The organism is Paenibacillus sp. FSL R10-2734 (assembly GCF_037963865.1).
Classification (GTDB): Bacteria; Bacillota; Bacilli; order Paenibacillales; family Paenibacillaceae; genus Paenibacillus_AQ.
On the sequence record NZ_CP150170.1, the window covers coordinates 2,715,508 to 2,740,753 of the forward strand.

Sequence of the window (25,246 nt, forward strand, 5' to 3'; positions counted from 1 at the left end):
CGGAGGGGTTTTTTTGGTATGTGAACAGGAATGGAACACATTAAAAAACTGGAAGATGAGTAAGATAAGGTCAGATGAAGTGTTGAGACTGCCCTAATCTTTTTGTATCCAGCTGGGAATTTTAATAATTTTTTTATGAAACCATTAACGCAAGGCACTGTTTTCGTATTATACTGATTTAAAGCGGGAAACCGATTAGAAGCAACTACATAGACCGATATGGGGAGTGAATGGGACTTTGTCACTTTATGTTATGAAATTCGGAGGCAGCTCCGTCGGCGACACTGAACGTATGAAACGCGTCGCCAAGCGCATCGCAGACAAGCAAGATGAGGGACATCGCTGCGTTGTGGTTGTATCTGCAATGGGAGATACAACAGATGATTTGATCGATACGGCGAAGCAATTAAACGGGCAGCCGCCCGCACGTGAAATGGATATGTTGATGACGACAGGTGAACAAATCTCCGTCGCTCTATTGTCCATTGCCCTGCATGGGATCGGGCGGAATGCAGTTTCTTATACAGGTTGGCAGGCTGGATTCCGAACGGACGAAACTCACGGCAGAGCTCGTATTAATGAAATTGACCCACGTCGTGTAATAGCGTCTTTGGAACGTGAACAGATCGTGATCGTTGCAGGCTTTCAGGGAATGACTGTGGACGGTGAAATCACTACATTAGGCCGCGGAGGTTCGGACACTACAGCCGTAGCATTGGCTGCTGCTATTCAAGCAGACGTATGCGAGATCTATACCGATGTAGATGGTATCTATTCCACAGATCCACGTATCGTGAAGACAGCACGTAAGCTGAAGGAAATCTCATACGATGAAATGCTAGAGCTTGCCAATCTGGGAGCAGCTGTACTACATCCACGTGCCGTGGAGTACGCTAAGCGTCATCAAGTTAAGCTGGTCGTTAGATCGAGCTTTAATCATAATGAAGGTACCGTTGTGAAGGAGGAAGCAAGCATGGAGCAGGGAGTCGTAGTTAGTGGTATTGCATATGACAAGAATGTAGCACGTGTCAGTATTCTAGGAGTTCCTGATGTACCAGGTGTACTTGCTCAGGTTTTCGGCAAACTGGCTGAAGAAGGCGTTAACGTAGATATCATTGTACAAAGTGGTGTACAGAATGAGCAGGCTGACTTCTCATTTACAGTTTCTTTGGATGAGCTGGATCGTGCGAAAGAAGTCATTAAACAAATTCATAAAACTTTGCCTTACCGTGAAGTTACGTCCGAGGATAACCTGGTGAAGATATCCATCGTTGGCGCGGGTATGGTCAGCCATCCAGGTGTTGCGGCTCAAATGTTTGATGTACTCTCCCAAGAGGGCGTAAGCATCAAGATGGTCAGCACATCAGAGATTAAGGTCTCTTGCGTAATCGAATCTGGCAATTTGCCATCAATCATTCAGGCGCTTCATACCGCCTACAATCTCGATACAACAGAGCAGGCTTTCGTTGGAGGTCCTAAGGATCGCCGATAAGGCCTGTTGGGGAAATAAAAAGGGATGCTTACAGCTAAATGGCTGTACGCATCTTTTTTTATTGTTTAGAAAATTATACAATACAAAAAAATGTGGATAACTTCGAAGAAAGAGGAAGGAGGGGGGGACGTGAAGAAGCAGGTGACACAACGTAAACGAGCCAAATGTATGCGAAAAATCGAACACAATGTGCCGCCAGTAACGTAAACGAGCCAAATGTATGCGAAAAATCGAACACAATGTGCCGCCGGTAACGTAAACGAGCCAAATGTATGCGAAAAATCGAATAATGTGCCGACGGTAACATAAACGAGCCAAATGTATGCGAAAAATCGAACACAATGTGCCGCCGGTAACGTAAACGAGCCAAATATATGCGAAAAATCGAACACAATGTGCCGCCGGTAACGTAAACGAGCCAAATGTATGCGAAAAAGCGAATACAATGTGCCGCCGGTAACGTAAATGAGCCAAATGTATGCGAAAAAGCGAATACAATGTGCCGCCGGTAACGTAAATGAGCCAAATGTATGCGAAAAATCGAACACAATGTGCCGCCGGTAACGTAAATGAGCCAAATGTATGCGAAAAATCGAATACAATGTGCCGACGGTAACATAAACGAGCCAAATGTATGCGAAAAATCGAATACAATGTGCCGCCGGTAACGTAAACGAGCCAGCGCTGTTATTCGCCTCAGATCACCCAGGAAGGGGCTTGTTATTAGGGAATAAGTGCAATACGGTCCGTCCCTAATATATGTGCTCATTTCATCGAAATAAAGCCATTCGGTTCGTAAGCGGAACCTCATTACGAAGGTGATATGGATACGAGTATGGAATTATGGATGTACTCAGCTTGGAACTCTACCTCCAAGGACGCCTTCAGGCGTTTTTCTTGTTTAGACTTACAAACCGAGTTTGTTGCGGTATTCCTGCGGTGTTATGCCATAATGCTTCTTGAATAGATGAATGAAATAGCTTGGTTTCTGATAGCCAAGCAAGGTTGAAATTTCATAGATTTTTTCAGGAGATTGCTCTAGTAGAACGATTGCTTTCTCCATACGAACACGAAGCGTATATTCACTGATTCCTTCACCGGTCTCAAGTTTGTAAATCTTAGAGAGATATGAAGGATTCAGATACACACTCGAGGAGATCGTTTGCAGTGAAGCTGTACCTGGATTCTGCGCTATGTATTCCTGAACCTTGCGGATGATGGAGTTCCGGGAATCTTTCTCCACGCTGCTGACCGAGCGACGGTAGCTGGCGATGACACGCTCACTCCAGTTACGCAGTTCATCTACGGTTTGCATAGGTTGCCCGCTAGTTACAGTGTAGAAATCTTCACCTATTGTGTCAGCCATCCATTTCTTCGTACGGTGAATAAGAGAAGAGATAGACGAGGCTATGGTGAAATAGGTTTCAAGGATATGCTCCTGCGAGTCTCTCCATTCTTCTTCTAGCTCCTGTAGAATTGCTGCGAGCTTTTCATTGGCTGCTTCCCATTGGCCCATCTCAAGCAGTAAGCCAAGCGACGGCGTAAGGTAGAGCTCACTCAGCTGCTGCAGTTCTCCACGGTTAGGTTCCTTAGCCAGTGAGATGAACAATTCGGTATCCCTACCGATGAAATGCCTGAAGCTGGCCAGTGAGGACTGATACATGGTCCGGATATTTTGCGGGAATTGACCTCGTTTGCTCGTTAGAACGGATATACCTACCTTTAAATAGGATTTGGCCGCACGCTGGAGCTGAAAGGCCTGTGTTTCAATCCAGACATCGAGCTCCTCTTCTTCGCTTATCTTTGTTGGTTCCATCGTATTTGGGTGAGACTTGTCTGACAGCAAGCAGACGATAATTCCATGCATATCTGTACAATGCCATATCTCCATACGAGTGCCAAACAGTTCGGCTGCAATGTTAGTTAGTGCGTATTCAATAAGTGTTTCATCACTCTGATCGTACTCGCCTTCAGTCGTATCAATCCTTAGCAGCATTATGCTGTAAGAAGCGTTTCTGGCAATGGGTACTTCATACATTTGAAGCTTTTTGGAAAGTGGACCGATGGCTGGGTCCTGCTTACCGGTAATCAGATCCCGCAGTAGGTATTCTCGCAGCTTAGGTAGCTGCTCTCTGAGCGTATAATTAATTTTTTGGATCGAAATAATCTCCTGCCATTCCTGTTCAAGCTCGTCCATTGCTTTTCGGACGGCGTCCATTAATTCTTCGTCCTCAACAGGTTTAAGTAGATAATCACTCGATCTCAGCTTCAAAGCTTGTTTGGTATATTCAAAATCGGCAAAGCCTGTGAGCAAAATGCATTTGGTATGTTTCCAGTTACGTTTGATTTCGGCAATGAGCTCGAGCCCTGACATGCCAGGCATGCAGATATCAGTCACAACGACGTCGATCGAATGTTCATAGAGTAGCTCTAGCGCTTCACGTCCTGAGTAGGCTTTATGAACAATGTCGACGCCTATTTCGTGCCATGGAAGCATATCAGCCAAATCATCTACAAGTGCTGTCTGATCATCTATGATTAACAGTTGGTGCATTTCAGGTTCCTCCTTGATGTAAGCCAGTTATGAGGCACTATCGTAATCTGACTGATTAGGCCAGTACAGCTGGGTCTCAACTCCGCCTTCCTCCCGCCTTATAATACGCAGCCCGGCCTCTTTCCCGAACTGCAGCTGTATCCGCTGCCGCGTATTCCACAAGGCACAGCCCTTATCTTCGACAGGTGGAAACGCAATCTGCCGCTGCAATGAGATAAGCTTTTCTTCCGTAAGACCAATACCGTCATCCTGCACTGCAATAATATTATACTCTTCGGAGACATAGGCACTGATATGAATACTTCCGCAGCCTACCGGTTCTATGCCGTGCAGTACTGCATTCTCTACCAGCGGCTGGAGGATAAGACGCGGTAGCTTAAGCCCTGCGAAGGCAGTGGGTATATCAATCTCATATTTTAAATCCTGAACCTTGATCGCCTGAATGGCTAAGTAGCTTTGAACCAAATCGATTTCCTCTTTCAGCTCGGCGGTCTGCCGCTCGGAATAGGTCGTGTAACGGTAATATTTACTGAGGTGCATCGTTAGCTGCATAACCGTTTCTTTCTCACCTAGACGCGTCAGACTGCGAATGAGTGTGAAGCAATTGTATAGAAAATGCGGATTAATCTGTGATTGCAGTTGCTTCAGGTTAGCGTCTCTTGAAGCAATCTGCTCCAAGTAAACATTTTGTATAAGCTGTTCAATTTGTGTGGCCATATCATTAAAGCTGACCAGCAGAAAGTGAAATTCGTTATTTGGATGCAAGACATTGATCGTTGTGTAATCTCCCCGTTTAACCCTTCGGACACCACGAATTAGTTCGCGAATCGGCACCTGAACTGTGTTGTACAGGAAGTACGCAGCGATAGTACTACCTACGAGCAGGAAGAAAATCGAGCTGTAAAACAAATAGCTGTTTGTTGTAATCGGCCGCACTACATCCTGAATCGGCAAATAATCTACTAGATACTGTCTGAGCTCTGGCATCCAGACACCACTGACGGCGTATTCGCTTCCAGATAGTGTAAGACGTGTGAATGGGTGTTTAGCGAGAACCTTAAGATCGATCTTTTCAATCAGCTCTTTCTGTAGCTTATGATCAGCGTCTATGGCTTGTATCACACTATGATCGTCTGAAATAAAGAAAGGATCGCCTTTCCCCCCTTTCTTGAAACGATCAAGTGCCTTGATCAAATCCGTAGCAGGAAAGCTCATTTCTACAATCAGTTTGGCCTGTTCCAAGGAGGAATTAAATGGCTCGGTAATATGACGAACAAAGCGCAGCTGCCCGCGATAGAAGGAGGGGACATCGTTCGTTACTTTCCAAGTCCGAGAGAAATTGCGCCGAAGCTGGTTGTTGTCAAACACGTTAGACACATTGGAGGAAACAAAAGTTCGGGTGTCGGGGGCATAGATGCTAAGTGTTGTATCCCATGTTGAGGAAGCGATTACAAGTTTCAGCTTGTCATCAATTTTGAGCTTTTCATTCGTCTGCTCATACAGTGTCATAATCTCGATGAATTCGAGAGCGCGTACGTTGATATCTTCGCTGAGGATGAGTCCGCCTTTAGAGAGCTGCGCAGCAACATTGTCAGTCTGCACGGCAAAGTATGTAAGATCCTTGTACATCGATTTCTCAATTTCATCTGAGACTACGCGAAGACTTGTCTGGTTGGAGAACCAATATAGTCCTACAAGAGGAATTAGTAGAATCAGGACCAAAGAGATGATTTTTGTAAATGTATTAAAGCGTGTGTTCATGCTTGCGACTCCTTCGCTTCATGAAAGTAAGGAAACAAAAAATGAGGCATTATTCTAAAATTATCGGCGCAGACGACCTTAGATGGCGATTGTATACTTACTATTGCAGGATGATGTTACAGATGTCAATCCTAAAAAATGATGGTAGAGAGGATTATGGGGATGGAAACAGCAAAAAAGATGAATGTAAAAGGCACACTGGTCTCACGGCCCTGGCTGAAAGGATTCCTAAAACGAACATGGCCACTGCATGTAATGTTGATACCTGCTGTTGTGCTACAGTTCATCTTCGGTTATTTGCCGCTTGGAGGACTTGTGATCGCTTTCAAAGACTTCAAGCCTTATGACGGGATATGGGGATCCAAATGGGTTGGACTTGAACATTTTCGCTTTATGTTTGAATACCCGGACAGTAAGAAAGTTATTGTTAATACCGTTCTGATCGCCGGTTTGAAAATTATATTGAATGTCATTGTGCCGTTTACATTTGCGCTTCTGTTGAATGAAGTCCGGCGAAATTCGGTCAAAAGAACCGTGCAAACGCTTGTATACTTACCTTATTTCATCTCTTGGGTATTTCTCGGCGGCATCTTGACGGATATGCTATCCGCCGACGGGATGATTAATTCCGTATTACAGAATTGGTTTGGCATCGAGCCTATCCTATTTTTAGCCAGTGGCAACTGGTTCCGCTTTATCGTGGTGGTGACCGATGTGTGGCAGCAATTTGGGTATGGTACGATCGTCTATTTGGCAGCGCTAGCTGGAGTAAATCCATCACTGTATGAAGCGGCGGAGGTTGATGGTGCGAACCGCTGGAGACAGACGTTAAGCGTAACGATTCCATCGTTGGTGCCTATAATCATCGTCGTTGCTACTTTGGCTATCGGTAATATCCTTAATGCAGGATTTGATCAAATCTTTAATATGTATAATCCGCTTGTATATGATAAAGGCGATATTATTGATACGTTTGTGTATCGAACCGGTATATTAAATGGCCAGTACAGCTTCGCTACTGCTGTTGGTGTGTTTAAATCATTGGTTGGCTTTTTACTCATAGTGGTTGGTTACAGAGTGGCTTATAAATTGGCGGACTATAAAATATTCTAGGAGGTTCAGGGATGTATTACAAAACAAGAGGATACCAGTTGTTCACTATACTTAACTATTGCATACTTGTCATTGCTGGACTGCTCTGTATCCTACCAATCATTCATATTTTGGCGATTAGTTTCAGTGCAAGCGCACCGGCTAATGCTCATCTCGTCGGACTTTGGCCAGTCGATTTTAATATCGAATCCTACACCAAAACCTTGAACAATCCCAATTTCTTGCGGGCATTCTTTATTTCAGTGGGTCGGACGGTTCTTGGCACATTCATGACCATGAGTGTGATTACCCTAGCCGCTTATTCATTATCGAAGGATTCGTCAGTTCTCAAAAGTCGTAACATCTATGCTTGGTATTTTGTCTTCACAATGCTATTCACAGGCGGTATGATCCCTTTGTATATGGTTGTGCGGAATTTGCACTTGATGGATACGATCTGGGCGCTTGTGCTACCGGGTGCAGTGCAAGTATTTAATATGATCCTGCTCATGAACTTCTTCAAAGCCACACCAAAAGAGCTGGAGGAGGCTGCATTGATTGATGGTGCGGGACACTTTACCGTGCTGTTCCGTGTATATCTCCCATTGGCTATGGCCTCCATTGCCACACTGTCGTTATTCTCGGTTGTCGGCAGCTGGAATGCATGGTTTGATGGTTTACTATATATCAATAATTATCGTAATTATCCGCTTGCCACTTTCCTACAGACGGTTATTGTATCGCAGGACTTTAGTAAGCTGACTGCGAATCCTCGTGATTTGCTGAATATTTCTCAGCGGACAGTGAAAGCTGCACAGATTTTCATAGGCATGCTGCCAGTACTACTGATTTATCCATTTCTGCAGCGGTTTTTTGTAAAGGGGATTGTATTAGGAGCGATTAAAGAGTAATAGTAAAAAGATAAAAAAATTAGCATCTGCACCAAATATCGGGTATTTCTTAATTTTGTATCGAGAATTATAGTTTGATATGTAGAGCAAGGGTAAGCGCTCTCAATACGATCTAGGGGGAAAAGAAGAAAATGCAATACAAAAGAATAAGCAACTTATTGCTGGCTACGGTAATGGCGCTAAGTCTGGCGGCTTGCTCGGGCAATAATGACAACAGTTCGAATGCAACCAAAGATGCAGCAAAGAACGGGAACAGCACTACTGATAATGCAGTACAGCCAAAAAGTAATGTTGACGAAACCGGTTGGGATGGCAGTAAGTATGCAGAGCCAATCACACTTACAACGGTTAAGGCTATTGGTAACAACTATTACTATAAAACTGGCGAGAGTATGGAGAACAACGTCCTCAACACTTACATGAAAGATAATCTAGGCATTGATGTGAAATATGATTGGGTTGTCACTGACACTAACCAAGCCTATCAGACGAAGATTCGACTAATGTTGTCTTCTGGTGATAAAATGCCGGACGTGATCACCTACCGCGGAGATATGGAAACGGTCAATATGCTGATTGATTCCGGCCAGTTCATGGATGTGGGTAGTTTGATCGACAAGTATGCTGGAGATGTATACAAGAAGGGGATGGAGCTCAATCCGGATACGTTGCTGCCAGTAACACGCGATGGCAAGGTTATGGCGCTTCCAGTTCTAGATTACGCATATAATGACGACATGGTACTCTGGCTGCGTCAAGACTGGATGGATAAGCTGGGGCTGCAGGCTCCTAAGACACTAGCCGATTTCGAGAGCATCATGGACGCTTTTGTAAACCAAGATCCTGATGGCAACGGCAAGAAAGATACACTTGGTCTGGCAACGGGTTTCAAAAATACCTACTTGAACTGGATTGCTGATATCAGTTGGTTGTTTGGTGATTTCGGCACACTGCCGGAACAATGGAATAAAGGTGCAGATGGGCAGCTCAGCTACGGTTCGATCGATCCAGGTGCTAAGCAAGCACTATCTACACTGAAGACATGGATGGAAAAAGGCTATATCACCAAAGATGCAGGTCTTGTCGATGAAAATGGTGGTTACGAGCAATTCACTAAAGGTCAAGCGGGTGCAATTGTGGGCCGTAACTGGCTTCCTGACTGGCCGTTTGGCGATCTGCTGAACAACGTTCCTGGTTCAAAATACAAAGCTTATGCTATTCCTGCCGGTCCTGATGGCAAAATAGGTACACAAAGTGGTAATCCTTCAGTCAACGGTTGGATGCTCATCAATAAGGATTCGAAGCATCCAGAAGCGCTGCTGCGTTATTATAACTTCTTATTCGATAACTGGGCGAACCCGCAAAAGGGTGGCATATTCGAAAATGGCTTTGCTGAAGGTTATGACTATGCCAAGCAAGCAGATGGTACTGTAGTTAAGGATCCAGCGAAATACCCAGATCTATTCCCGGGCTATGGCGACCGTACACATTTGGTTGAACCTATCTACTACTCCCTTACTTTTGATGGTGCTCGTGAGCCAGGATTGTATGCAGATACGATGAGCAAGCTGGCAGACGGGGGTACACCGGAAACACCGTATGAAATTGCAACGGCTGCGGTTCGTAAACCGGAGAACATCGAAGCGATGAAGATCGTCATGGAACAGAAGGATATCCGGATGAAAAATTACTTCCAAGGACCCCTGACCGAAACCATGAAATCCAAAAATGAGTTATTGAAGAAACTGGTACTCCAAACGTACTCCAAGATCATTTATGGTCAATCTCCTATCGAAGAGTTCGACACGATGGTGGCCAACTGGAAGAAATCAGGCGGAGATCAAATTACTAAGGAAGTTAATGACTGGTATATTTCTGCTAGTAAAAAATAAGAGGAAAATAAATATCACCTATAAATGAAAAGAAACGCTGCAGATTCGATGCAGCGTTCCTTTTTGCGTGTTAAGATATTAGACCCTCGTATTAACCCAATCGTTTGAACCGGCCCTGAATCTCTACAGTCTCTACAACATTGACGAAGGAGCTTGGGTCCGCCTCAAGAATAGTCTTTCGTAGATTTGCAAGCTCATAACGGGTCGTTACCGTCATTAGCATGGTATTTCCCTCATGACTGTAGCCACCCTCTGCATTGACGACTGTGATACCGTGTGGCAGCTGTGTAAGTCGATTAAGCATCTTTTCTCTTTCTTTCGTAACAATGAAGCAGGTCAGCTTCACATGGCGGATATGAATCATATCCACTACTCTACTCTTTACAAAAATACAGAGCATAGCGTACAAGGCGGAGTCCCAGCTTTTAAAGAAGCCTAAGCTTAGAATAACCATACCATCCAATAAGAACATTACATTCCCCATTGCAATATCGCGTTTACGTGAAATAATCGAGCCTAATATATCAAATCCCCCGGAAGAGCCCCCTGTACGGAGAGAAAAACCAACGCCGCCAGCAATAATTACCCCGCCGAAAATACTTGCCAGAATCGGGTCCTTGGTCACTTGCACCTCAGGAATAATAGTCATGAACCAGGTGGTGGCTACTACCGAAAGCATGCTTAGAAAAATGTATTTTTTTCCCACCGCAATAAATCCCCATACAATTAAAGGAAGATTTATCACAAAATAAAGCTTGGAGATGTACTTCGGATCCGTTATATAACCGATGACGGAAGCTACCCCTGCTACCCCACCACTCAGAAGCTGATGAGGGATTAGAAACAATCGCATCCCACTTGCAATTAATAAAGCTGAAAAAATAATGATAGCTACTTCCTTAAGTGGTTTTACTACGGTCCGCATGTTGGTCGGTAACCCGTAACTTCGAACTTGCATGACACAAATCCCCTCTTTTTCATATGTCTTTATAGTCTGCTCTTTTTGAAAATATAAACCCACTATATTTCCAATTAACAAGGATACCATAGATGGAAGTATTCGTAAAAAATTAATTTATCGTACTGATTATATTTATTTATATAGGGGAGCACTATGAACTCTTTCATAGCGGGTCTTGCAATTCTGTCATTTCTTCTTGTCTAAAGTGAGTAATTATCGCATATCCATGGATAAGAGAAGGACAAACAAGCCCTAGTGGTGTGAATTAGTAAAAGTTAGGAGTTGAGTAGATTGGACAAGTATGTAAGCTGGATGGCGATTCTACGGTTGCTCTCGGGCAGTGCGGAGATTACAGCTGCGCTTATTATGCTGCGGTTGAATCAGGTGGATAAGGCGCTCGCAGTTAATTCTGGGCTGGCTTTGGTAGGCCCGACCATCTTGATATTGACGACAGCGATCGGCCTATCAGGGATGGCTCAGCAGTTGTCTTGGAGCAAACTGGGCTGGGTCGGTTGTGGTGTAGCCTTTCTCTTAATTGGGATTCTAAAAAAATGATAGATGATAGGCATATTGGGCGCGTACAAGCATAAATATGGAATAAAGCAAAAAGATAGAGGACAACTTGGGGGTACTTTGTATGGCAGATGATTGGCTACAATTGTTTCCTGAAAAAGTAAGAGCACTATTAAAGTGCCTTCCCCTTCCGCTACTTGGAATGGTGGAAGAGATTCGGGTCCGTGAAGGTCGTCCGCTGGAGATTAACTATTCAGGTAAATATCACTTCCTTAGAGCAAATGGCAGCTTAACACAGAAGCCGGAAGAAGCCTATAGGCCGGATCGGGAAGACAGTCATAGACTGCTAGATCTGATCAGCAACCATTCACTATATACGATGGAAGAAGAGCTGAGAAAGGGATTTATAACGATTCCCGGCGGCCATCGAATAGGACTTGCTGGTCGGACGGTGCTGAGTGGTGGAGGTGTGGAGCATCTACGCGACATAACAAGCTTCAATGTCCGTATAGCCCGTGAGGTCCCCGGTGTCGCAGACAAGGTGCTGCCTTATCTGCTGGACAAGGGGAGGCAGCGAATGATGCACACCTTGATCCTCTCGCCCCCACAGCACGGTAAGACTACACTTCTTCGCGATATCGCAAGACAAATCTCCTTAGGGGATTTGGGCAAGCGTGAAGGCAATAGGCCCGGCTTAAAGGTAGGGATTGTCGATGAACGTTCAGAGATTGCCGGAAGCAGGCGCGGGATTCCCGCCTTTGATGTCGGCCCGCGTACGGACATCCTCGATGGTTGTCCCAAAGCAGAAGGCATGATGATGATGATTCGCTCCTTGTCACCTGATGTATTGATCGCTGATGAGATTGGTCGTCCAGAAGACGCCGATGCGGTCACCGAAGCGCTGCATGCTGGAATATCAGTCGTTGCTTCGGCTCACGGTAAAGAGGTAATAGAACTGGCTCGTAGGCCGGGGCTTGGCGGGCTATTGGAACAGAAGATGTTCGAGAGATACGTCATTCTGCACCGCTCTGAAGCGGGGCTCTCCTTCCGTATTCTGGATGGACAGAAACGCGGATTACTACTTATCTCTCCCGGGGATCGATTAGGCGGTGATTTACATGCTTAAGCTATTCGGTGCCGTGCTGATTGTGCTGGCTGGCACTTTGGCAGGACTTCAATTTGCAAGACAATATGCAGACAGGCCAAGACACATCAGAGGCTTAATAGCAGCGTTACAGCGGCTGGAAACAGAGATAATGTACGGCTTTACCCCATTGCCGGAAGCTATGCGGCGAATTGGAATGCAGTCTAAGGAACCGCTCAAATCGTTGTTTGTTAAAACAGCTGAGGAGATGAGCCCTCCCCATGACCGAAGCGCACAGGATGCCATCCAGAGGGCTATGGAGGCGCATTGGAGGTCCACCGCAATGAAGGGGACAGAAAAAGAGATTCTCCGCCAGCTCAGTTGTACTCTCGGCACAAGCGATAGGTCGAATCAGAGTACTCATATCTCGTTAGCGTTGCAGCAATTGAAGCAGGAGGAGTCGGTGGCCAGAGAGGATCAAGGCAAATATGAAAAATTGAGTAAAAGCCTGGGTCTGCTGCTTGGAGCATTGATCGTCATTTTGATCTTTTAGCGAGGTGCCAGGAATGAATATTGAAGTCAATGCGATTTTTCAAATTGCCGGCATTGGCATAATTATCGCCATGATACACACGGTGCTAAAACAGATGGGAAAAGAAGATTTTGCACATTGGGTTACCGTGATCGGGTTCGTCGTCGTGCTGTTTATGGTTATTCGAATGCTGGACGGACTGCTGCAGGAAATAAAAACGATCTTTCTTTTTCAGTAGGCGTGCTATGGAAATTATTCAGGTTGTTGGAATCGGGCTGATAGCGACCATATTGATTCTCGTGTTGAAGGAACAAAAACCGATGTTCGCCTTTCTCCTCGCTACTGCAACAGGAATTATGATCTTTCTGTTTCTAATCGGTAAGATTGGCATGATTCTCTCTACACTGGAGCGGGTGGCTGAGTCATCGGGGATGGAAATGATCTATTTGAAAACCGTGTTCAAAATCATAGGAATTTCATATATCGCAGAATTTGGAGCACAGATCGTGCGTGATGCAGGACAGGAATCGATTGCTTCCAAGATAGAGCTTGCCGGAAAAGTACTGATTATGGTACTAGCTGTACCCATTATCAGCATCATTATTGAAACGGTCATGAAGCTGCTACCAACTTGAAGCAATCGAAGGAAGCTAAGCAAAGATTAGGGAGGAGAAGTTATGCAGGAGCGCAGTGTTTTTCGTCCTCCAAAATTAAAAATAATACTGCTGCTGATCCCATGCTTCTTCATTCTATGGTTTGCAGGTACAACTCAGCTGGCTACAGCTTCTCCAACATCAGGGTCTAGCAGTCCCACCCCAATAGATCAGTGGGTCAAGGGTCAGGTGAACAATCTGCCTACAGATAAGGTGGAGTCGTACTGGGATCAACTGATGAAGGATTACGGAGGTTTTTTTCCAGACGGGGCTACACCATCGCTTATGGACATGCTGCTTCCCGGGGATAAGGGGCTTAGCTTGCAAAGTGTGTTGTCAGGTCTTCTAGGCTTTATGTGGCATGAAGTGCTGTACAACGGAAGGCTGCTGGTCACGATTGTCATGGTCAGTGTGCTCAGCATGATACTGGAGACGCTGCAAACCGCTTTTGAGCGAAAAACGGTCAGTAAAGTGGCTTATACGCTCTGTTATATGGTGGTGCTGGTGATTGCGGTCAACAGCTTCAATATTGCAATTGGTTATGCGAAGGATGCTATCGACCGAATGATTGATTTTATGATGGCCATGATTCCGTTGCTATTCGCGTTACTGGCTTCCATGGGAAATGTCTTTACCGTCTCGGTCACACATCCGCTAATTGTTTTTATGATTCATACGGTTGGCACCTTGATCCACACCATTGTATTTCCACTTCTTTTCTTCTCGGCGGTACTGCATATCGTAAGTGCGTTGTCGGAGAAATACAAGCTGACTCAGCTGGCGAATCTACTAAGAAATATCGGTGCCGGACTGCTAGGAGTACTGCTAACTGTGTTCCTCGGAGTGATTTCAGTCAGGGGGATCACGAGTTCAGTGACGGATGGTGTTACGATTCGGGCTGCTAAATATATCACAGGCAACTTTGTTCCAGTTATTGGGAAAATGTTCGCGGATGCTACAGATACAGTGATCTCAGCCTCCCTTCTGGTGAAGAACGCCATTGGGCTATCCGGTGTCATTATAATTTTATTCCTTTGTGCTTTTCCAGCGATCAAAATTCTGGTGCTTGCTCTGATCTACAATGTAGCTGCTGCTGTGATGCAGCCGTTAGGAGAGACACCGATTGTAGTCTGCCTACAGACGATTGGAAAAAGCATGGTGTACGTATTTGCAGCCTTGGCAGCTGTATCCTTAATGTTTTTTATGGCCGTCACGATCATGCTGACCGCTGGCAATTTAACCGTCATGATGAGGTGAACTTGAAAAACTTCTAGGAGGGGGAAACAATGAGCTGGTTGGGCGATTGGCTACGAGAGATCATACTTGTCGTGCTACTAGCATCGTTCGTTGAGTTACTCCTACCGAGTAAATCCATGGAGCGTTATGCGAGGCTGGTGCTGAGCCTCCTGATCCTGCTTACCATGCTTAGCCCAATCGTTTCTCTCCTTAAAGGTGATGCCATATCCGAGCTGAGTATAGCCATGGAGCGACAGGAGAAAGAAGGCGGCCTGTTCACAGGAGGGGGAAATGGGGATACCTCTTTGGAACAGATTTTGGCAGATGGGCAAAAGCTTGCACAAGGGCGTCAGGATCAAAGTCTAAAGCTGGCGGCAGAAGAGGTCGCTGAACAGATGAGAGAGCAAATCATCAGCGAGACCGGCAAACGCGGGGTTAATGTCACCGTAACGCTCGGCATGGGAAAATCCGGAGGCACTGGTAACGAAGACATCCCTGTCATCTCCGCAGTGAGGGTTTCAATGTCCCCAGCAACAGCTAGTACCATAGGAGCTCCCGGAACTTCTAGCGCAGCTGCTGCTCCGCCGATTACTATCACTCCTGTAGAGCCTGTAGAAGTTAAAATCGATGCGAATCCAGAGAATGGATCGGTATCTGCAGATGAACCCAAAGCAGTAAACGGAGAGGTAACAGAAGACAACACTTCTTCTAGTGAATCGGAATCCATCGTAAAGCTGCTGGAACAAAAATGGGATTTGGATCCCAATGTAATCCATGTAGATGGCAACGATGACAATAACGTTAAATTATAAGTTTGCAGCTTCTAAACTAACAATTTTAGGAGGGATAGGATGGGCAATTGGATGAAAAAGCTGGAGCAATGGGCTGGTGGCGGGGCTGGCAGTCCGAAGAGAAGCCATACTTTTCGCTGGCTGATCATTCTAGGTTTGCTGGGTGCAGCGATCATGCTGTTCAATTCCTTTGTTAATGTGAAGAAGATTGATAACGAGAATACGGGGCGTGAACCTCCGCTGAATCAGTCCTCCCAAACGGCGCTGGTGCAGAGTGATCCAGGAGCAACCAATTCGTTCGACAGCATTGAACTGGCAATGGAGAACCGAATGAAGGAGATTTTGGAGAAAATCGTTGGCGTCGGTACCGTCGATATCATGGTTACCGTGGAGTCAACAGAAGAAATTGTCGTGGTGCGCAATATGAATGACTCCCAGCAGCTTAGTGAAGAGACGGATGCCAGTGGTGGTAAACGTCACACGACACAATATACAAGGGATGGCGAAATCGTAACTTACTCGCAATCGGGCGATGAGACACCTATTGTGACGAAGCGGATTAAGCCTCAGGTTCGTGGTGTACTGGTAGTTGCCAAAGGGGCAGAGAACAAGGTTGTCCGTGGACTCATAGAGCAGGCTATCGAAAAAGGCTTGTATGTTCCGATTCAGCGCATTTCAGTAGTACCACGCAAACAAGAGTAGCAGGAGAAAGTCAATAAGTGAGTGCTTCCGAAGCAGCCACTAGATTAAATTTTAGGAGGAATAAGCAATGAACGGCAAAAGACAAACGATATGGTTGGTTTCTATGCTCAGCTTGATGGTGGTCCTCTCTGCATACTATTTATTCACTGAAGACTCAGGTGCCTCGATTCCGAAAGACACAGCAGGAACAATGCAGGTGGATTCCTTGAAAAAAGACACAGCGAACGCAGCATTACCAACGGTTGGCGACAAAGGTATCGTTGTGAACGAAGTGGTCAATCAAGGAGAGGTTGTTGCGGATAAAGGCGTCGTAGATAGCGCTAGCGGCACCACTGCTACTGATGATAGTGCAGCTACCGCAACTACTGATGACAGTGCAACTACAGCGGTTAAGGAGGACAGCAGTAAAGCTGAAGCAAACAGTAGTAACTCAGAGAAAGCTACGACTGACACTGCTGCAAAAGACTCCAGTAAAACTTCTGATACAGCAGCCAAGGATACAGCTACTACAGATAAAGGTACTACAGATAAAGCGGCTAAAGATACAACTGCTACAGATACAGCAGCTGCCAATACAACAACCAAGACCCCTGCTAAGAATGATAAAGAAATTCTGGATGAAGTAGCTTCACAAAGTGTATCGGCGAGCAGCATGTTCACTAACTACCTGTATGAACGTGAACAAAAGAATCTAAAGAGCCAACAAGACTTACTCGCTTTGATTAATAATATGGAGAAGACGCCTGCTGATAATGCTGTTGCTCAAGAGCAGCTCCTTAATCTTGAAGAAAAAGAATCCAAAATTACGGGTATCGAAGAACAGCTTCAACAAAAATATGGTGAAGCCATCGTGAAGGAAGAAGCTGGAGACAGCTATAAAGTCGTCGTACTGAGTGACAAGTTGGATGTGAAGCAAGCGGTTAGTATCGTTGATCTCGTGATGAAAGAACTGAGCGTGTCTCAGGATAAAGTTAGTGTTCAATACGTTTCTGAGAAAAAATAAGCAGTGAAATTATAGGAAAAATGACGAAAGAGCTCGGGTTCTCCCGGGCTCTTTCCATTTCTAGCGTTTGTGATATAATACATAAAGTTATCTTGTCCGCTTAAGAAGTGGCTTCGAGAGAAAGCTGAAGGAGTGAACTGATGTATGTTCAAGTTGAGCGAAATTAAGGAATTAATTAAATTGCTGGACCAGACCTCCTCTGTACATGAGTTGGAGATCGAAAGCGAAGGAATGAAGCTTGCAATTCGCAAACCGGATCGCCCTGAAGCTGATGGAACAGCAGTACAGGCGACTCCTTATAATGGCTATCCCTTTACGCCTGCCCCGCAGCCGCAGAGCGTGCAGCAAGTGCCCTATCCAGTAATCAGCGATGTTCCTACAGCGCAGCCACAAGCAGCCGCAGAAGGCAAACTACATAAAATTGTATCTCCAATGGTGGGGACTTTTTATAGTGCCGCTTCTCCGGAATTGCCATCGTTCGTTAATGTTGGTGACCGTGTCAGTGAGAAAACAACGGTATGCATTATCGAAGCGATGAAGCTGATGAATGAGCTGGAAGCGGAGATTAAAGGTGAAATCGTGTCTGTACTGGCCGAGAATGGTCAGCTTGTTGAATACGGTCAGCCGCTATTCCTTGTTAAACCGGAATAAATACCGCAGATTACTTATGGAGCGGAAGCTTCGCAAAACTTTGGGAGGAAACGCATGAACATTCAAAAAGTGTTGATTGCCAACCGCGGCGAAATCGCGGTCCGCATTATTAGGGCCTGCCGAGAACTGGGCATTTCCACCGTCGCAGTCTATTCGGAACCCGACCGTGATTCACTGCATGTCCGGTTGGCTGATGAAGCTTACTGCATCGGTCCGATGCCGTCCAAGGACAGCTATCTGAACTTTACAAATATTATGAGTGTGGCCACCTTAACAGAATGTGATGCCATCCATCCTGGTTATGGATTTTTAGCTGAAAATGCAGATTTTGCAGAGATTTGTGAATCTTGCAATATTATCTTCATTGGGCCATCTCCAGATGCAATCAACCGTATGGGTGATAAAGCTGTGGCGAAGGAAACCATGAAGCTGGCTGGAGTTCCGATCATCCCTGGCTCAGATGGCCTTGTAGGTGATGTTGAAGAAGCCGTCATGCTGGGCCGCGATATCGGATACCCGATTATCATTAAGGCTACAGCAGGTGGCGGGGGCAAGGGCATTCGGATTGCTGAGGACGAGGAGTCATTGGTGAAGCAGATCACTGCTGCACAACAGGAAGCACAGAAGGCGTTCGGTAACGCTGGTGTATATCTGGAAAAGTACCTAACAGGCATGAAGCACGTAGAAATTCAGATCATTGCAGATAAGCATGGTAATGTAGTGCATTTAGGTGAACGTGATTGCTCCGTGCAGCGCCGTCGCCAGAAGCTGCTTGAAGAGGCTCCTTGTTCTGTGCTCACATCGGACATCCGTGAAGCGATGGGTAACGCTGCAGTTCGAGCAGCGCTTGCCGTAAATTATTCGGGAGCAGGTACGCTTGAATTCCTCCTTGGACCGGATGGACAGTTCTACTTCATGGAGATGAATACTCGTATTCAGGTGGAGCATCCGGTAACAGAAATGGTTACGGGTGTGGATTTGATTAAGGAAATGATCTCAGTTGCGGAAGGAAATCCTTTGTCATTTACACAGGAAGATATCGTGATTCATGGCTGGGCGATTGAATGCCGTATCAATGCGGAAGATCCAGAACGTAATTTTATGCCTTCACCAGGTAAGATTGGCTTTTATTTGCCGCCTGGAGGTCTCGGTGTTCGTGTAGACAGTGCAGCGTACCCTGGTTATACGATTTCTCCTTTCTATGATTCTATGATTGCAAAGCTGATTGTATGGGCACCTACACGTCAGGAAGCGGTTGCGAAGATGAAGCGCGCCTTAGCCGAATTTGCCGTGGAGGGAATACATACTACAATCCCTTTCCATCAGAAACTGTTGGAGCATCCTGTCTTTCTGGATGGTAATTTTGACATCAAGTTTCTGGAAGAGTATGAAATTTAGGACGACTTCGCTTTGTTTGTCATAAAGTTCGTCAAATGATATAGTATGTTTAATAAGAGACGTGCTTTACGCTTGAATTTATGAGAATCTTTGTTGAAAGGTGTGAAGTCTAAAATGAGTACATTGCCGACAGAATACGAACGGACAGAAATCGGTGAGATCCAGATCGCTCCTGAAGTGATCGAGGTGATTGCAGGTTTAGCGACCGTTGAGGTTAAAGGTGTAGCTGGCATGAGCGGCGGTTTCGCCGGTGGTATTGTTGAGCTTCTCGGACGTAAGAACTTGTCCAAAGGAGTTAAAGTAGAGGTTGGACAACGTGAAGCTGCGGTGGATGTTTCTGTAATCATTGAATATGGTAACCGTCTTCCTGAAGTAGCTGCTGAAATTCAGCGCAACGTTAAGCGTTCCATCGAGACTATGACTGGTCTGACAGTTGTGGAAGTGAATGTGCATATTCATGATGTACAATTCAAGAACAACAATACTGTAGACAAGAACGAGGAAGCTGAAACGGTTCTTCGCGTGAAATAACAGTCGTCGTTCTTCCATAAACCCCCGACAGCAAAGTCGAGGGTTTACTCTAATTTAAGGAGGTTATGAGACTCGTGGCAAAAATTTTGGACAGACTTTTGCTGTTTGTCTACAGCTTAAGTATCGGAATACTATCTGTTATTGCCATCCTCCTCTTGAGCGGTGCGATTCCTAAAACTTTGGAAATTGAGAATGGACCAGCAGCTTACATTACTGCAATTATAGTAGCAGTTGTCTTGTTCCTTCTGAGCATCCGATTTTTCTACATCTCTTTGCGTCGTGATCGCGCTACTTTGCCTTCTGTTGATCAGCGTACTGAGTATGGGGATATCCAAATTTCAGTGGAGACCATTGAGAATTTGAGTTTGAAGGCTGCCGGTAAAGTGAAGGGAATCAGAGATCTTAAATCGCGTATTCGCGTTTCTCAGGCTGGCCTTGAAATTACAATTCGTGCAGTAGTGGATGGTGAGCATTCATTGCCGCTACTTACCACAGAAGTGCAGCGTCAGGTGCATGATTTTGTGCAGGAGACAACCGGTATTCCGGTTGCTGATGTGTCTGTATATATTGCTAACCTCACACAGTCTCCAAGCTTCAAAAGTCGAGTGGAATAGAGGTGAATTTCCCTTATGTCTTGGAAAGAAGTATGGGAAAGTCACGGGGGTAGAATCGCCGGAGTGACTTTCGGCATTGGTCTAGGTTTGATATATTTAATTTGCGGTTTTTGGGATATGCTGTTCTTTGCACTGGTAGTGTTCATCGGATATACGCTCGGCAAGAGAAAGGATAACGCAGAGGCTCCCCTGTTTCAGTGGCAGGAGCTGATTACGCGTCTGTCCGGACGCTGGCGTCCCTTCAAGTGAACCGCGATAGTCTTTTTCCCGGAGTAGGAAACCGTAAGTTTGTGTTGTCCAATGCCCCTGGAAGAAAGGCTTTGCGGTTTTTTTACGTAAATCTAAGTTAGCTAACCAGTAACTATAACCCGACACCTTGGCACCCCGGCACCTTGACGAATAAACCTGCAAAAATACAGTTTTAAATGATCCGAGGATGGCTAAAGCGTTAATTCCTGCAAATCTGCAGTTATTCTTGCTCCAAAAGAGGTCTCCGAGTCATATGTGAGGATATACCTGTAGATTTGCAGTTTTTGGCTCTAATGAAAAGGATATCTGTGCAAAAAGCTGCATATTTGCAGGCTTCTCTAGTCCAGCTTAAGGTATGGGTGAATAAAGGCAAAACATTTTCATTGTGTGATGTGAATCGGGGTCTCATAAAAGTTTTGTGAAATGAATGATTATCATACTTAGGTGTGAAGCTATACCTATGGATGTTCGTGTTGTAGAAGTTTGAGTAAACAAGTTAATGCGATATAGATTTTAGGAGGAACACATGAAAAGACGTATAGCGAGAGAGATTATTGTCCAAAGCCTGTATCAGATGGAAATGAACGATGTAGAAAGCGCCGAAGCCGTAGAAATGCTGTTGGAGGAAGCTTCAGAGGAGAATGAAACCGAACGTGTAATTACGGACGAGATTCAGCTCAAGCACTATGTGGTAGAGCATGTAAACGGTGTATGGGAGCACAAGGTTGCTATTGACGATATGCTTGAGCATTACTTGAAGGGCTGGCAAATGAGCCGTCTGTCACGTGTGGATCGTCAGATTTTACGTCTTGCGGCGTATGAAATGGTGTTCGCGAATGATGTTCCTGCGAAGGTTGCTGTGAATGAGGCTATAGATTTGGCTAAGCATTTTGGAACAGATGATTCTGGTAAGTTTGTAAATGGAGTTCTTGGCAAGATGATCCAAGAGATTGATACCATTAAAGCTGACCATTCTTAATTTTATAAAATATAAGCAAGTATAAGTTATTCACCGTTATTCACCTATTCTTTATGTTTTATATTTCTCGCATAAACGCTTACCGTCCACGTAAGGACGCCGAAGGCGTTTATGCTTGTACAATAGTAATAGTAAAGTATATAAAAGGGGAGAGACTATCATGACAGCAGCAATCATCAGTGGTAAACAAGTATCTGAGGAAATTCGTATTGGTATTGCCCAAGAGGTTGCTGAACTGGCTAAACGTGGTGTGAAGCCCGGTCTGGCAGTAATTCTAGTAGGTGAAGATCCAGGATCACAAGTTTATGTTCGCAACAAGGAGAAATCCTGTATCAGCCTTGGTTTCCATTCGGAAGTGCATAAACTGGATGAGTCTACTTCTCAGGAAGAATTGCTGGCTCTCGTAGCGCAGCTTAATGGACGCGATGATATTGATGGTATTCTGGTTCAGCTTCCGTTGCCTAAGCATATTGAGGAAAAAGCTGTCATTGATGCAATCTCTGTGGAGAAAGACGTTGACGGCTTCCATCCTGTAAATGTAGGTAACCTAGTGATTGGTGCTGACAGTCTACTTCCTTGTACACCTGCAGGTGTAATTGAACTAATCAAACGTACAGGAACAGGTATGGCTGGTAAACATGCTGTGGTCATTGGCCGCAGTAATATTGTAGGTAAGCCAGTATCTTTGCTACTGCAACGTGAGAATGCTACGGTTACGATGTGCCACTCCCGTACAGCTAATATGCAAGAAATTAGCCGTCAAGCGGATATTCTAGTTGTTGCGATCGGACGCGCGAATTTCATTGACGCTTCGTATGTGAAGCCGGGTGCTGTAGTCATCGATGTGGGTATGAACCGTTTGGATAACGGTAAGCTCGCGGGTGACGTTGATTATGATAGTGCAAAAGAAGTTGCCGGATATATCACACCTGTTCCGGGTGGGGTTGGACCGATGACCATTACAATGCTGATGAGCAACACGCTGATTGCGGCTAAACGCCGTCACGGCTTGGAATAGGGGTAGGATTCATGGCGGCAGAGCGGCAGGTCTATTCGATAAAAGAACTCAACCGTTATATCCGCATGAAGCTAGACTCTGATACTTTACTTTCGGATGTATGGATTCGCGGAGAGATTTCTAACTTTACGCATCACGGTAGCGGTCATATGTATTTTACGCTTAAGGATGAGAGCAGCCGAATCAAGGCGATTATGTTCGCTTCCCATAACCAGCGCTTACCCTTTATTCCGAAGGAAGGTGCTCGGGTAATTGCTAGAGGTAATGTGACCGTATATGAACGTGATGGGCAGTACCAGTTCTATGCCACACATATGCAGCCTGATGGAATTGGTAGTCTATATTTAGCCTATGAGCAGCTGAAGAGTAAGCTTGAGAAAGAGGGGCTGTTTGCAGAAGCGCGTAAACGCCCTTTGCCCCGCTTTCCGAAGTGTATCGGCGTGATTACTTCGCCAACGGGTGCAGCTGTACGGGATATTGTGATTACACTCCAGCGGCGGTTTCCGCAGGTGGCCATTGTAATCTATCCTGTGCTGGTGCAAGGCAAAGGTGCCGCGCCTTCCATCGTGAAGGCGATTGGAGCGCTTAACGCCATGGGTGAGGCCGACGTGCTTATCGTCGGCCGTGGCGGCGGTTCGCTTGAGGAGCTGTGGGCGTTCAACGAGGAGGAAGTCGCGCGTGCGATATCGGCATCAAGGATTCCGGTCATCTCGGCCGTTGGCCACGAGACCGACTTCACGATTGCCGATTTCGCCGCCGACCTCCGAGCGGCTACGCCTACAGCGGCCGCTGAGCTGGCCGTGCCACACGCCGGCGAGCTTGCTGCGCAGCTTCGCCAACAGCAGCAGCGGCTGCGCCAAGCGCTGCAAAGACGCGCCCAGCGCGGACGCGAGCGTCACGCGGGGCTGGAACGCTCGCTGGCGCTGGCAGGCCCGCGCCGCTCGCTGATGCAGCACACGCAGCGGCTGGACCAGCTGCGTGAGCGGCTCCAGCGCTCTGTGGATGCACGGCTCAGCCGTTCCCGCGAGCGCAAAGCTGTGCTGCATCATAGTCTGCAGCGGTTCCATCCGCATGGCAGCGTTGCCGCAGCACGTCAGCGCACCGAGAGCATGCGCCGAGAGCTGATGGGCGCCATGCAGGCTCGCCTGCAGGAGAAGCGATCTCGCTATGTAGCGGAGATTCGTCAACTGGATGCGCTGAGCCCTCTTAAGGTAATGTCGAGAGGCTACAGCTTAGTCTATGACGAGGCAGAAGAACATTTAATCAAATCGCTGACCGAAGTGCAGCTTGGCGATCTTGTAGTGATAAAGATGAATGACGGACAGCTGAACTGCCAGGTATGGGGAATGAAGGAGGATGGCAAAGACGATGACGAAGGAAGCGGAACTTGATTTTGAAGGCGCCATGGACCGGCTGGAGGAAATCGTTCGTGAGCTTGAACACGGCGACGTTCCCCTGGAGAAGGCCATCGATTTATTTCAGCAAGGCATGAAGTTATCTCAGCTTTGCGGCAGCAAGCTTGAGCAGGTGGAGCGTAAGATCGAAATGATTACCCTAGAGGACGGAGAACTGCGTAAGAAGCCGTTTGGTGCACGTCTGGAAGGGGATTCCGATGACTCGCTTTGAGCATGATCTTGAAAAAAGCTCCGCAGGAGAAACACAGCGGCAGCCGCTGGAGGATTACATCGCGTTCATTGGTGATCTAGTCACACATGAACTAGAGGCTACTCTCCCTACGCAATGGAAGGTTCCGGAGAATTTGCAGCAATCGATGATGTATTCACTAATGGCTGGGGGCAAACGCCTCCGTCCACTGCTAGTGATAGCCGCTTGTGAAGCACTCGGAGGTAGTCGAGAGGCTGCTTTGCCTGTCGCTGCTGCAGTTGAGATGGTACATACCTACTCGTTAATTCATGATGATTTACCTGCCATGGATAATGATGATTATCGGCGTGGAAAGCTGACCAATCATAAAGTGTTTGGGGAAGCGACAGCGATCCTAGCGGGTGATGCGCTGTTAACCCATGCATTTTACAGTGTGGTACAAGCCTCGCGTAAATTTGGTGTTCCAGCAGAAAGTGCACTATCCATCGTAGAGGATCTGGCGGAAATGGCAGGTCCACGCGGCATGGTTGGCGGTCAGATTGCAGATATGGAAGGCGAGCAGGGTCTAACCGATCATGTACAGCTGAAGTACATCCATCTGCATAAGACAGGGGATTTGATTATCTTTTCGCTTTTAGCTGGCGGCCGTATTGCAGGTGCTAACGAGCAGCAACTTGAGGCTTTACATGAATTTGGAACAGCCATTGGACTCGCTTTTCAAATCCAGGATGATATTCTAGATTTGGTTGGGGACGAAGGCAAACTAGGTAAAAAAACAGGCAGTGATGTCAAACAGCAAAAAGTAACCTATCCTTATTTTATTGGCCTCGAAGCATCGCGTGAAGAGGTAAAGCAGCTTACAGAAACAGCGCATAATGCTGTACTGAACGGCGGCTTTCACGACAACCAGCGCCTGCTGGAAATCGCAGACTATTTAATGGCACGTGATCACTAATTATGTACTTTCGAAACGGCTGTATTTCGACAGCCGTTTCGTTTGTGTTATAATGGGTTTTATAAAATT

The 25,246-nt window shown here is 46.0% G+C and carries 26 protein-coding genes; 23 read left to right on the forward strand and 3 right to left on the reverse strand.

The features are described from left to right. Positions 1-238: 238 nt before the first annotated feature. Positions 239-1,492 carry an aspartate kinase gene (locus tag NSS67_RS11725; protein WP_339320578.1) on the forward strand — a complete coding sequence of 418 codons (1,254 nt, stop codon included), beginning with the start codon at positions 239-241 and terminating at the stop codon, positions 1,490-1,492. A gap of 907 nt (positions 1,493-2,399) precedes the next feature. Here the strand turns inward: NSS67_RS11725 and NSS67_RS11730 are convergent. Beyond that, complete coding sequence (locus NSS67_RS11730) at positions 2,400-4,046, reverse strand: response regulator (RefSeq protein WP_339319697.1); 1,647 nt, start codon at positions 4,044-4,046, stop codon at positions 2,400-2,402. 27 nt (positions 4,047-4,073) lie between these two features. Further along, on the reverse strand, positions 4,074-5,807 hold the full coding sequence (locus NSS67_RS11735) for a histidine kinase (RefSeq protein WP_339319698.1): 1,734 nt from the start codon (positions 5,805-5,807) through the stop codon (positions 4,074-4,076). Between the two features lie 180 nt (positions 5,808-5,987). Between NSS67_RS11735 and NSS67_RS11740 the strand changes: the two genes are divergently transcribed. The 3 genes from NSS67_RS11740 to NSS67_RS11750 all read left to right on the forward strand — a co-directional run bounded on the left by NSS67_RS11740 (position 5,988) and on the right by NSS67_RS11750 (position 9,702). Then, positions 5,988-6,920 (forward strand): ABC transporter permease subunit, encoded by a 933-nt coding sequence (locus NSS67_RS11740; protein WP_339271741.1) that lies wholly within the window; start codon positions 5,988-5,990, stop codon positions 6,918-6,920. Between the two features lie 11 nt (positions 6,921-6,931). Further along, complete coding sequence (locus NSS67_RS11745) at positions 6,932-7,810, forward strand: carbohydrate ABC transporter permease (protein WP_339319699.1); 879 nt, start codon at positions 6,932-6,934, stop codon at positions 7,808-7,810. A 131-nt stretch (positions 7,811-7,941) separates the two neighbouring features. Continuing rightward, complete coding sequence (locus NSS67_RS11750; RefSeq protein WP_339319700.1) at positions 7,942-9,702, forward strand: extracellular solute-binding protein; 1,761 nt, start codon at positions 7,942-7,944, stop codon at positions 9,700-9,702. Positions 9,703-9,793: 91 nt separating this feature from the next. Here the strand turns inward: NSS67_RS11750 and NSS67_RS11755 are convergent, their stop codons facing one another. Continuing rightward, positions 9,794-10,660 (reverse strand): YitT family protein, encoded by an 867-nt coding sequence (locus NSS67_RS11755; RefSeq protein ID WP_339319701.1) that lies wholly within the window; start codon positions 10,658-10,660, stop codon positions 9,794-9,796. 315 nt (positions 10,661-10,975) lie between these two features. Here NSS67_RS11755 and NSS67_RS11760 point away from each other — a divergent pair, with 315 nt between their 5' ends. The 19 genes from NSS67_RS11760 (at position 10,976) to NSS67_RS11850 (ending at position 25,177) form a co-directional block, all read left to right on the forward strand. Further along, positions 10,976-11,218: a YqhV family protein gene (locus tag NSS67_RS11760; RefSeq protein WP_339320579.1), complete on the forward strand. Its 243-nt coding sequence runs from the start codon at positions 10,976-10,978 to the stop codon at positions 11,216-11,218. An 82-nt stretch (positions 11,219-11,300) separates the two neighbouring features. Continuing rightward, the gene (gene spoIIIAA / locus NSS67_RS11765; RefSeq protein ID WP_339319702.1) at positions 11,301-12,302 is read left to right on the forward strand and encodes a stage III sporulation protein AA; all 1,002 of its coding nucleotides are present in this window, start codon (positions 11,301-11,303) and stop codon (positions 12,300-12,302) included. Beyond that, complete coding sequence (gene spoIIIAB, locus NSS67_RS11770) at positions 12,295-12,813, forward strand: stage III sporulation protein SpoIIIAB (protein WP_339319703.1); 519 nt, start codon at positions 12,295-12,297, stop codon at positions 12,811-12,813. Before spoIIIAA ends, spoIIIAB begins: the two co-directional genes overlap by 8 nt. Before the next feature lie 13 nt (positions 12,814-12,826). Continuing rightward, positions 12,827-13,030, forward strand: a complete 204-nt coding sequence (gene spoIIIAC / locus NSS67_RS11775) for a stage III sporulation protein AC (protein ID WP_036682849.1) — start codon at positions 12,827-12,829, stop codon at positions 13,028-13,030. A gap of 7 nt (positions 13,031-13,037) precedes the next feature. Further along, positions 13,038-13,427 (forward strand): stage III sporulation protein AD, encoded by a 390-nt coding sequence (gene spoIIIAD, locus NSS67_RS11780; protein WP_339319704.1) that lies wholly within the window; start codon positions 13,038-13,040, stop codon positions 13,425-13,427. Positions 13,428-13,469: 42 nt separating this feature from the next. Further along, positions 13,470-14,702: a stage III sporulation protein AE gene (gene spoIIIAE, locus NSS67_RS11785; protein ID WP_339319705.1), complete on the forward strand. Its 1,233-nt coding sequence runs from the start codon at positions 13,470-13,472 to the stop codon at positions 14,700-14,702. Between the two features lie 29 nt (positions 14,703-14,731). Next, a complete protein-coding gene (spoIIIAF, locus tag NSS67_RS11790) occupies positions 14,732-15,493 on the forward strand; it encodes a stage III sporulation protein AF (protein WP_339319706.1) in 762 nt (253 codons plus the stop codon). Between the two features lie 39 nt (positions 15,494-15,532). Then, positions 15,533-16,174: a stage III sporulation protein AG gene (gene spoIIIAG, locus NSS67_RS11795; protein ID WP_339319707.1), complete on the forward strand. Its 642-nt coding sequence runs from the start codon at positions 15,533-15,535 to the stop codon at positions 16,172-16,174. Positions 16,175-16,241: 67 nt separating this feature from the next. Next, positions 16,242-17,177: a SpoIIIAH-like family protein gene (locus tag NSS67_RS11800; protein WP_339319708.1), complete on the forward strand. Its 936-nt coding sequence runs from the start codon at positions 16,242-16,244 to the stop codon at positions 17,175-17,177. Positions 17,178-17,321: 144 nt separating this feature from the next. Further along, complete coding sequence (gene accB / locus NSS67_RS11805) at positions 17,322-17,828, forward strand: acetyl-CoA carboxylase biotin carboxyl carrier protein (protein ID WP_339319709.1); 507 nt, start codon at positions 17,322-17,324, stop codon at positions 17,826-17,828. 54 nt (positions 17,829-17,882) lie between these two features. After that, the gene (accC, locus tag NSS67_RS11810) at positions 17,883-19,226 is read left to right on the forward strand and encodes an acetyl-CoA carboxylase biotin carboxylase subunit (protein ID WP_339319710.1); all 1,344 of its coding nucleotides are present in this window, start codon (positions 17,883-17,885) and stop codon (positions 19,224-19,226) included. A gap of 114 nt (positions 19,227-19,340) precedes the next feature. Beyond that, positions 19,341-19,757, forward strand: a complete 417-nt coding sequence (locus tag NSS67_RS11815) for an Asp23/Gls24 family envelope stress response protein (RefSeq protein WP_042132343.1) — start codon at positions 19,341-19,343, stop codon at positions 19,755-19,757. Between the two features lie 74 nt (positions 19,758-19,831). After that, positions 19,832-20,371: an alkaline shock response membrane anchor protein AmaP gene (gene amaP, locus NSS67_RS11820; protein WP_339319711.1), complete on the forward strand. Its 540-nt coding sequence runs from the start codon at positions 19,832-19,834 to the stop codon at positions 20,369-20,371. 15 nt (positions 20,372-20,386) lie between these two features. Then, on the forward strand, positions 20,387-20,620 hold the full coding sequence (locus NSS67_RS11825) for a DUF2273 domain-containing protein (RefSeq protein WP_042129813.1): 234 nt from the start codon (positions 20,387-20,389) through the stop codon (positions 20,618-20,620). A 526-nt stretch (positions 20,621-21,146) separates the two neighbouring features. Next, entirely contained in the window at positions 21,147-21,599 is a 453-nt protein-coding gene (gene nusB, locus NSS67_RS11830) for a transcription antitermination factor NusB (protein WP_042190451.1), read from the forward strand. A 160-nt stretch (positions 21,600-21,759) separates the two neighbouring features. Then, positions 21,760-22,617: a bifunctional methylenetetrahydrofolate dehydrogenase/methenyltetrahydrofolate cyclohydrolase FolD gene (gene folD, locus NSS67_RS11835; RefSeq protein WP_339319712.1), complete on the forward strand. Its 858-nt coding sequence runs from the start codon at positions 21,760-21,762 to the stop codon at positions 22,615-22,617. 11 nt (positions 22,618-22,628) lie between these two features. Then, complete coding sequence (xseA, locus tag NSS67_RS11840) at positions 22,629-24,008, forward strand: exodeoxyribonuclease VII large subunit (protein ID WP_339319713.1); 1,380 nt, start codon at positions 22,629-22,631, stop codon at positions 24,006-24,008. Further along, the gene (gene xseB, locus NSS67_RS11845) at positions 23,986-24,243 is read left to right on the forward strand and encodes an exodeoxyribonuclease VII small subunit (protein ID WP_339319714.1); all 258 of its coding nucleotides are present in this window, start codon (positions 23,986-23,988) and stop codon (positions 24,241-24,243) included. Before xseA ends, xseB begins: the two co-directional genes overlap by 23 nt. Further along, complete coding sequence (locus NSS67_RS11850; RefSeq protein WP_339319715.1) at positions 24,230-25,177, forward strand: polyprenyl synthetase family protein; 948 nt, start codon at positions 24,230-24,232, stop codon at positions 25,175-25,177. The genes xseB and NSS67_RS11850 overlap by 14 nt, the downstream gene beginning before the upstream one ends. Positions 25,178-25,246: the final 69 nt, after the last annotated feature.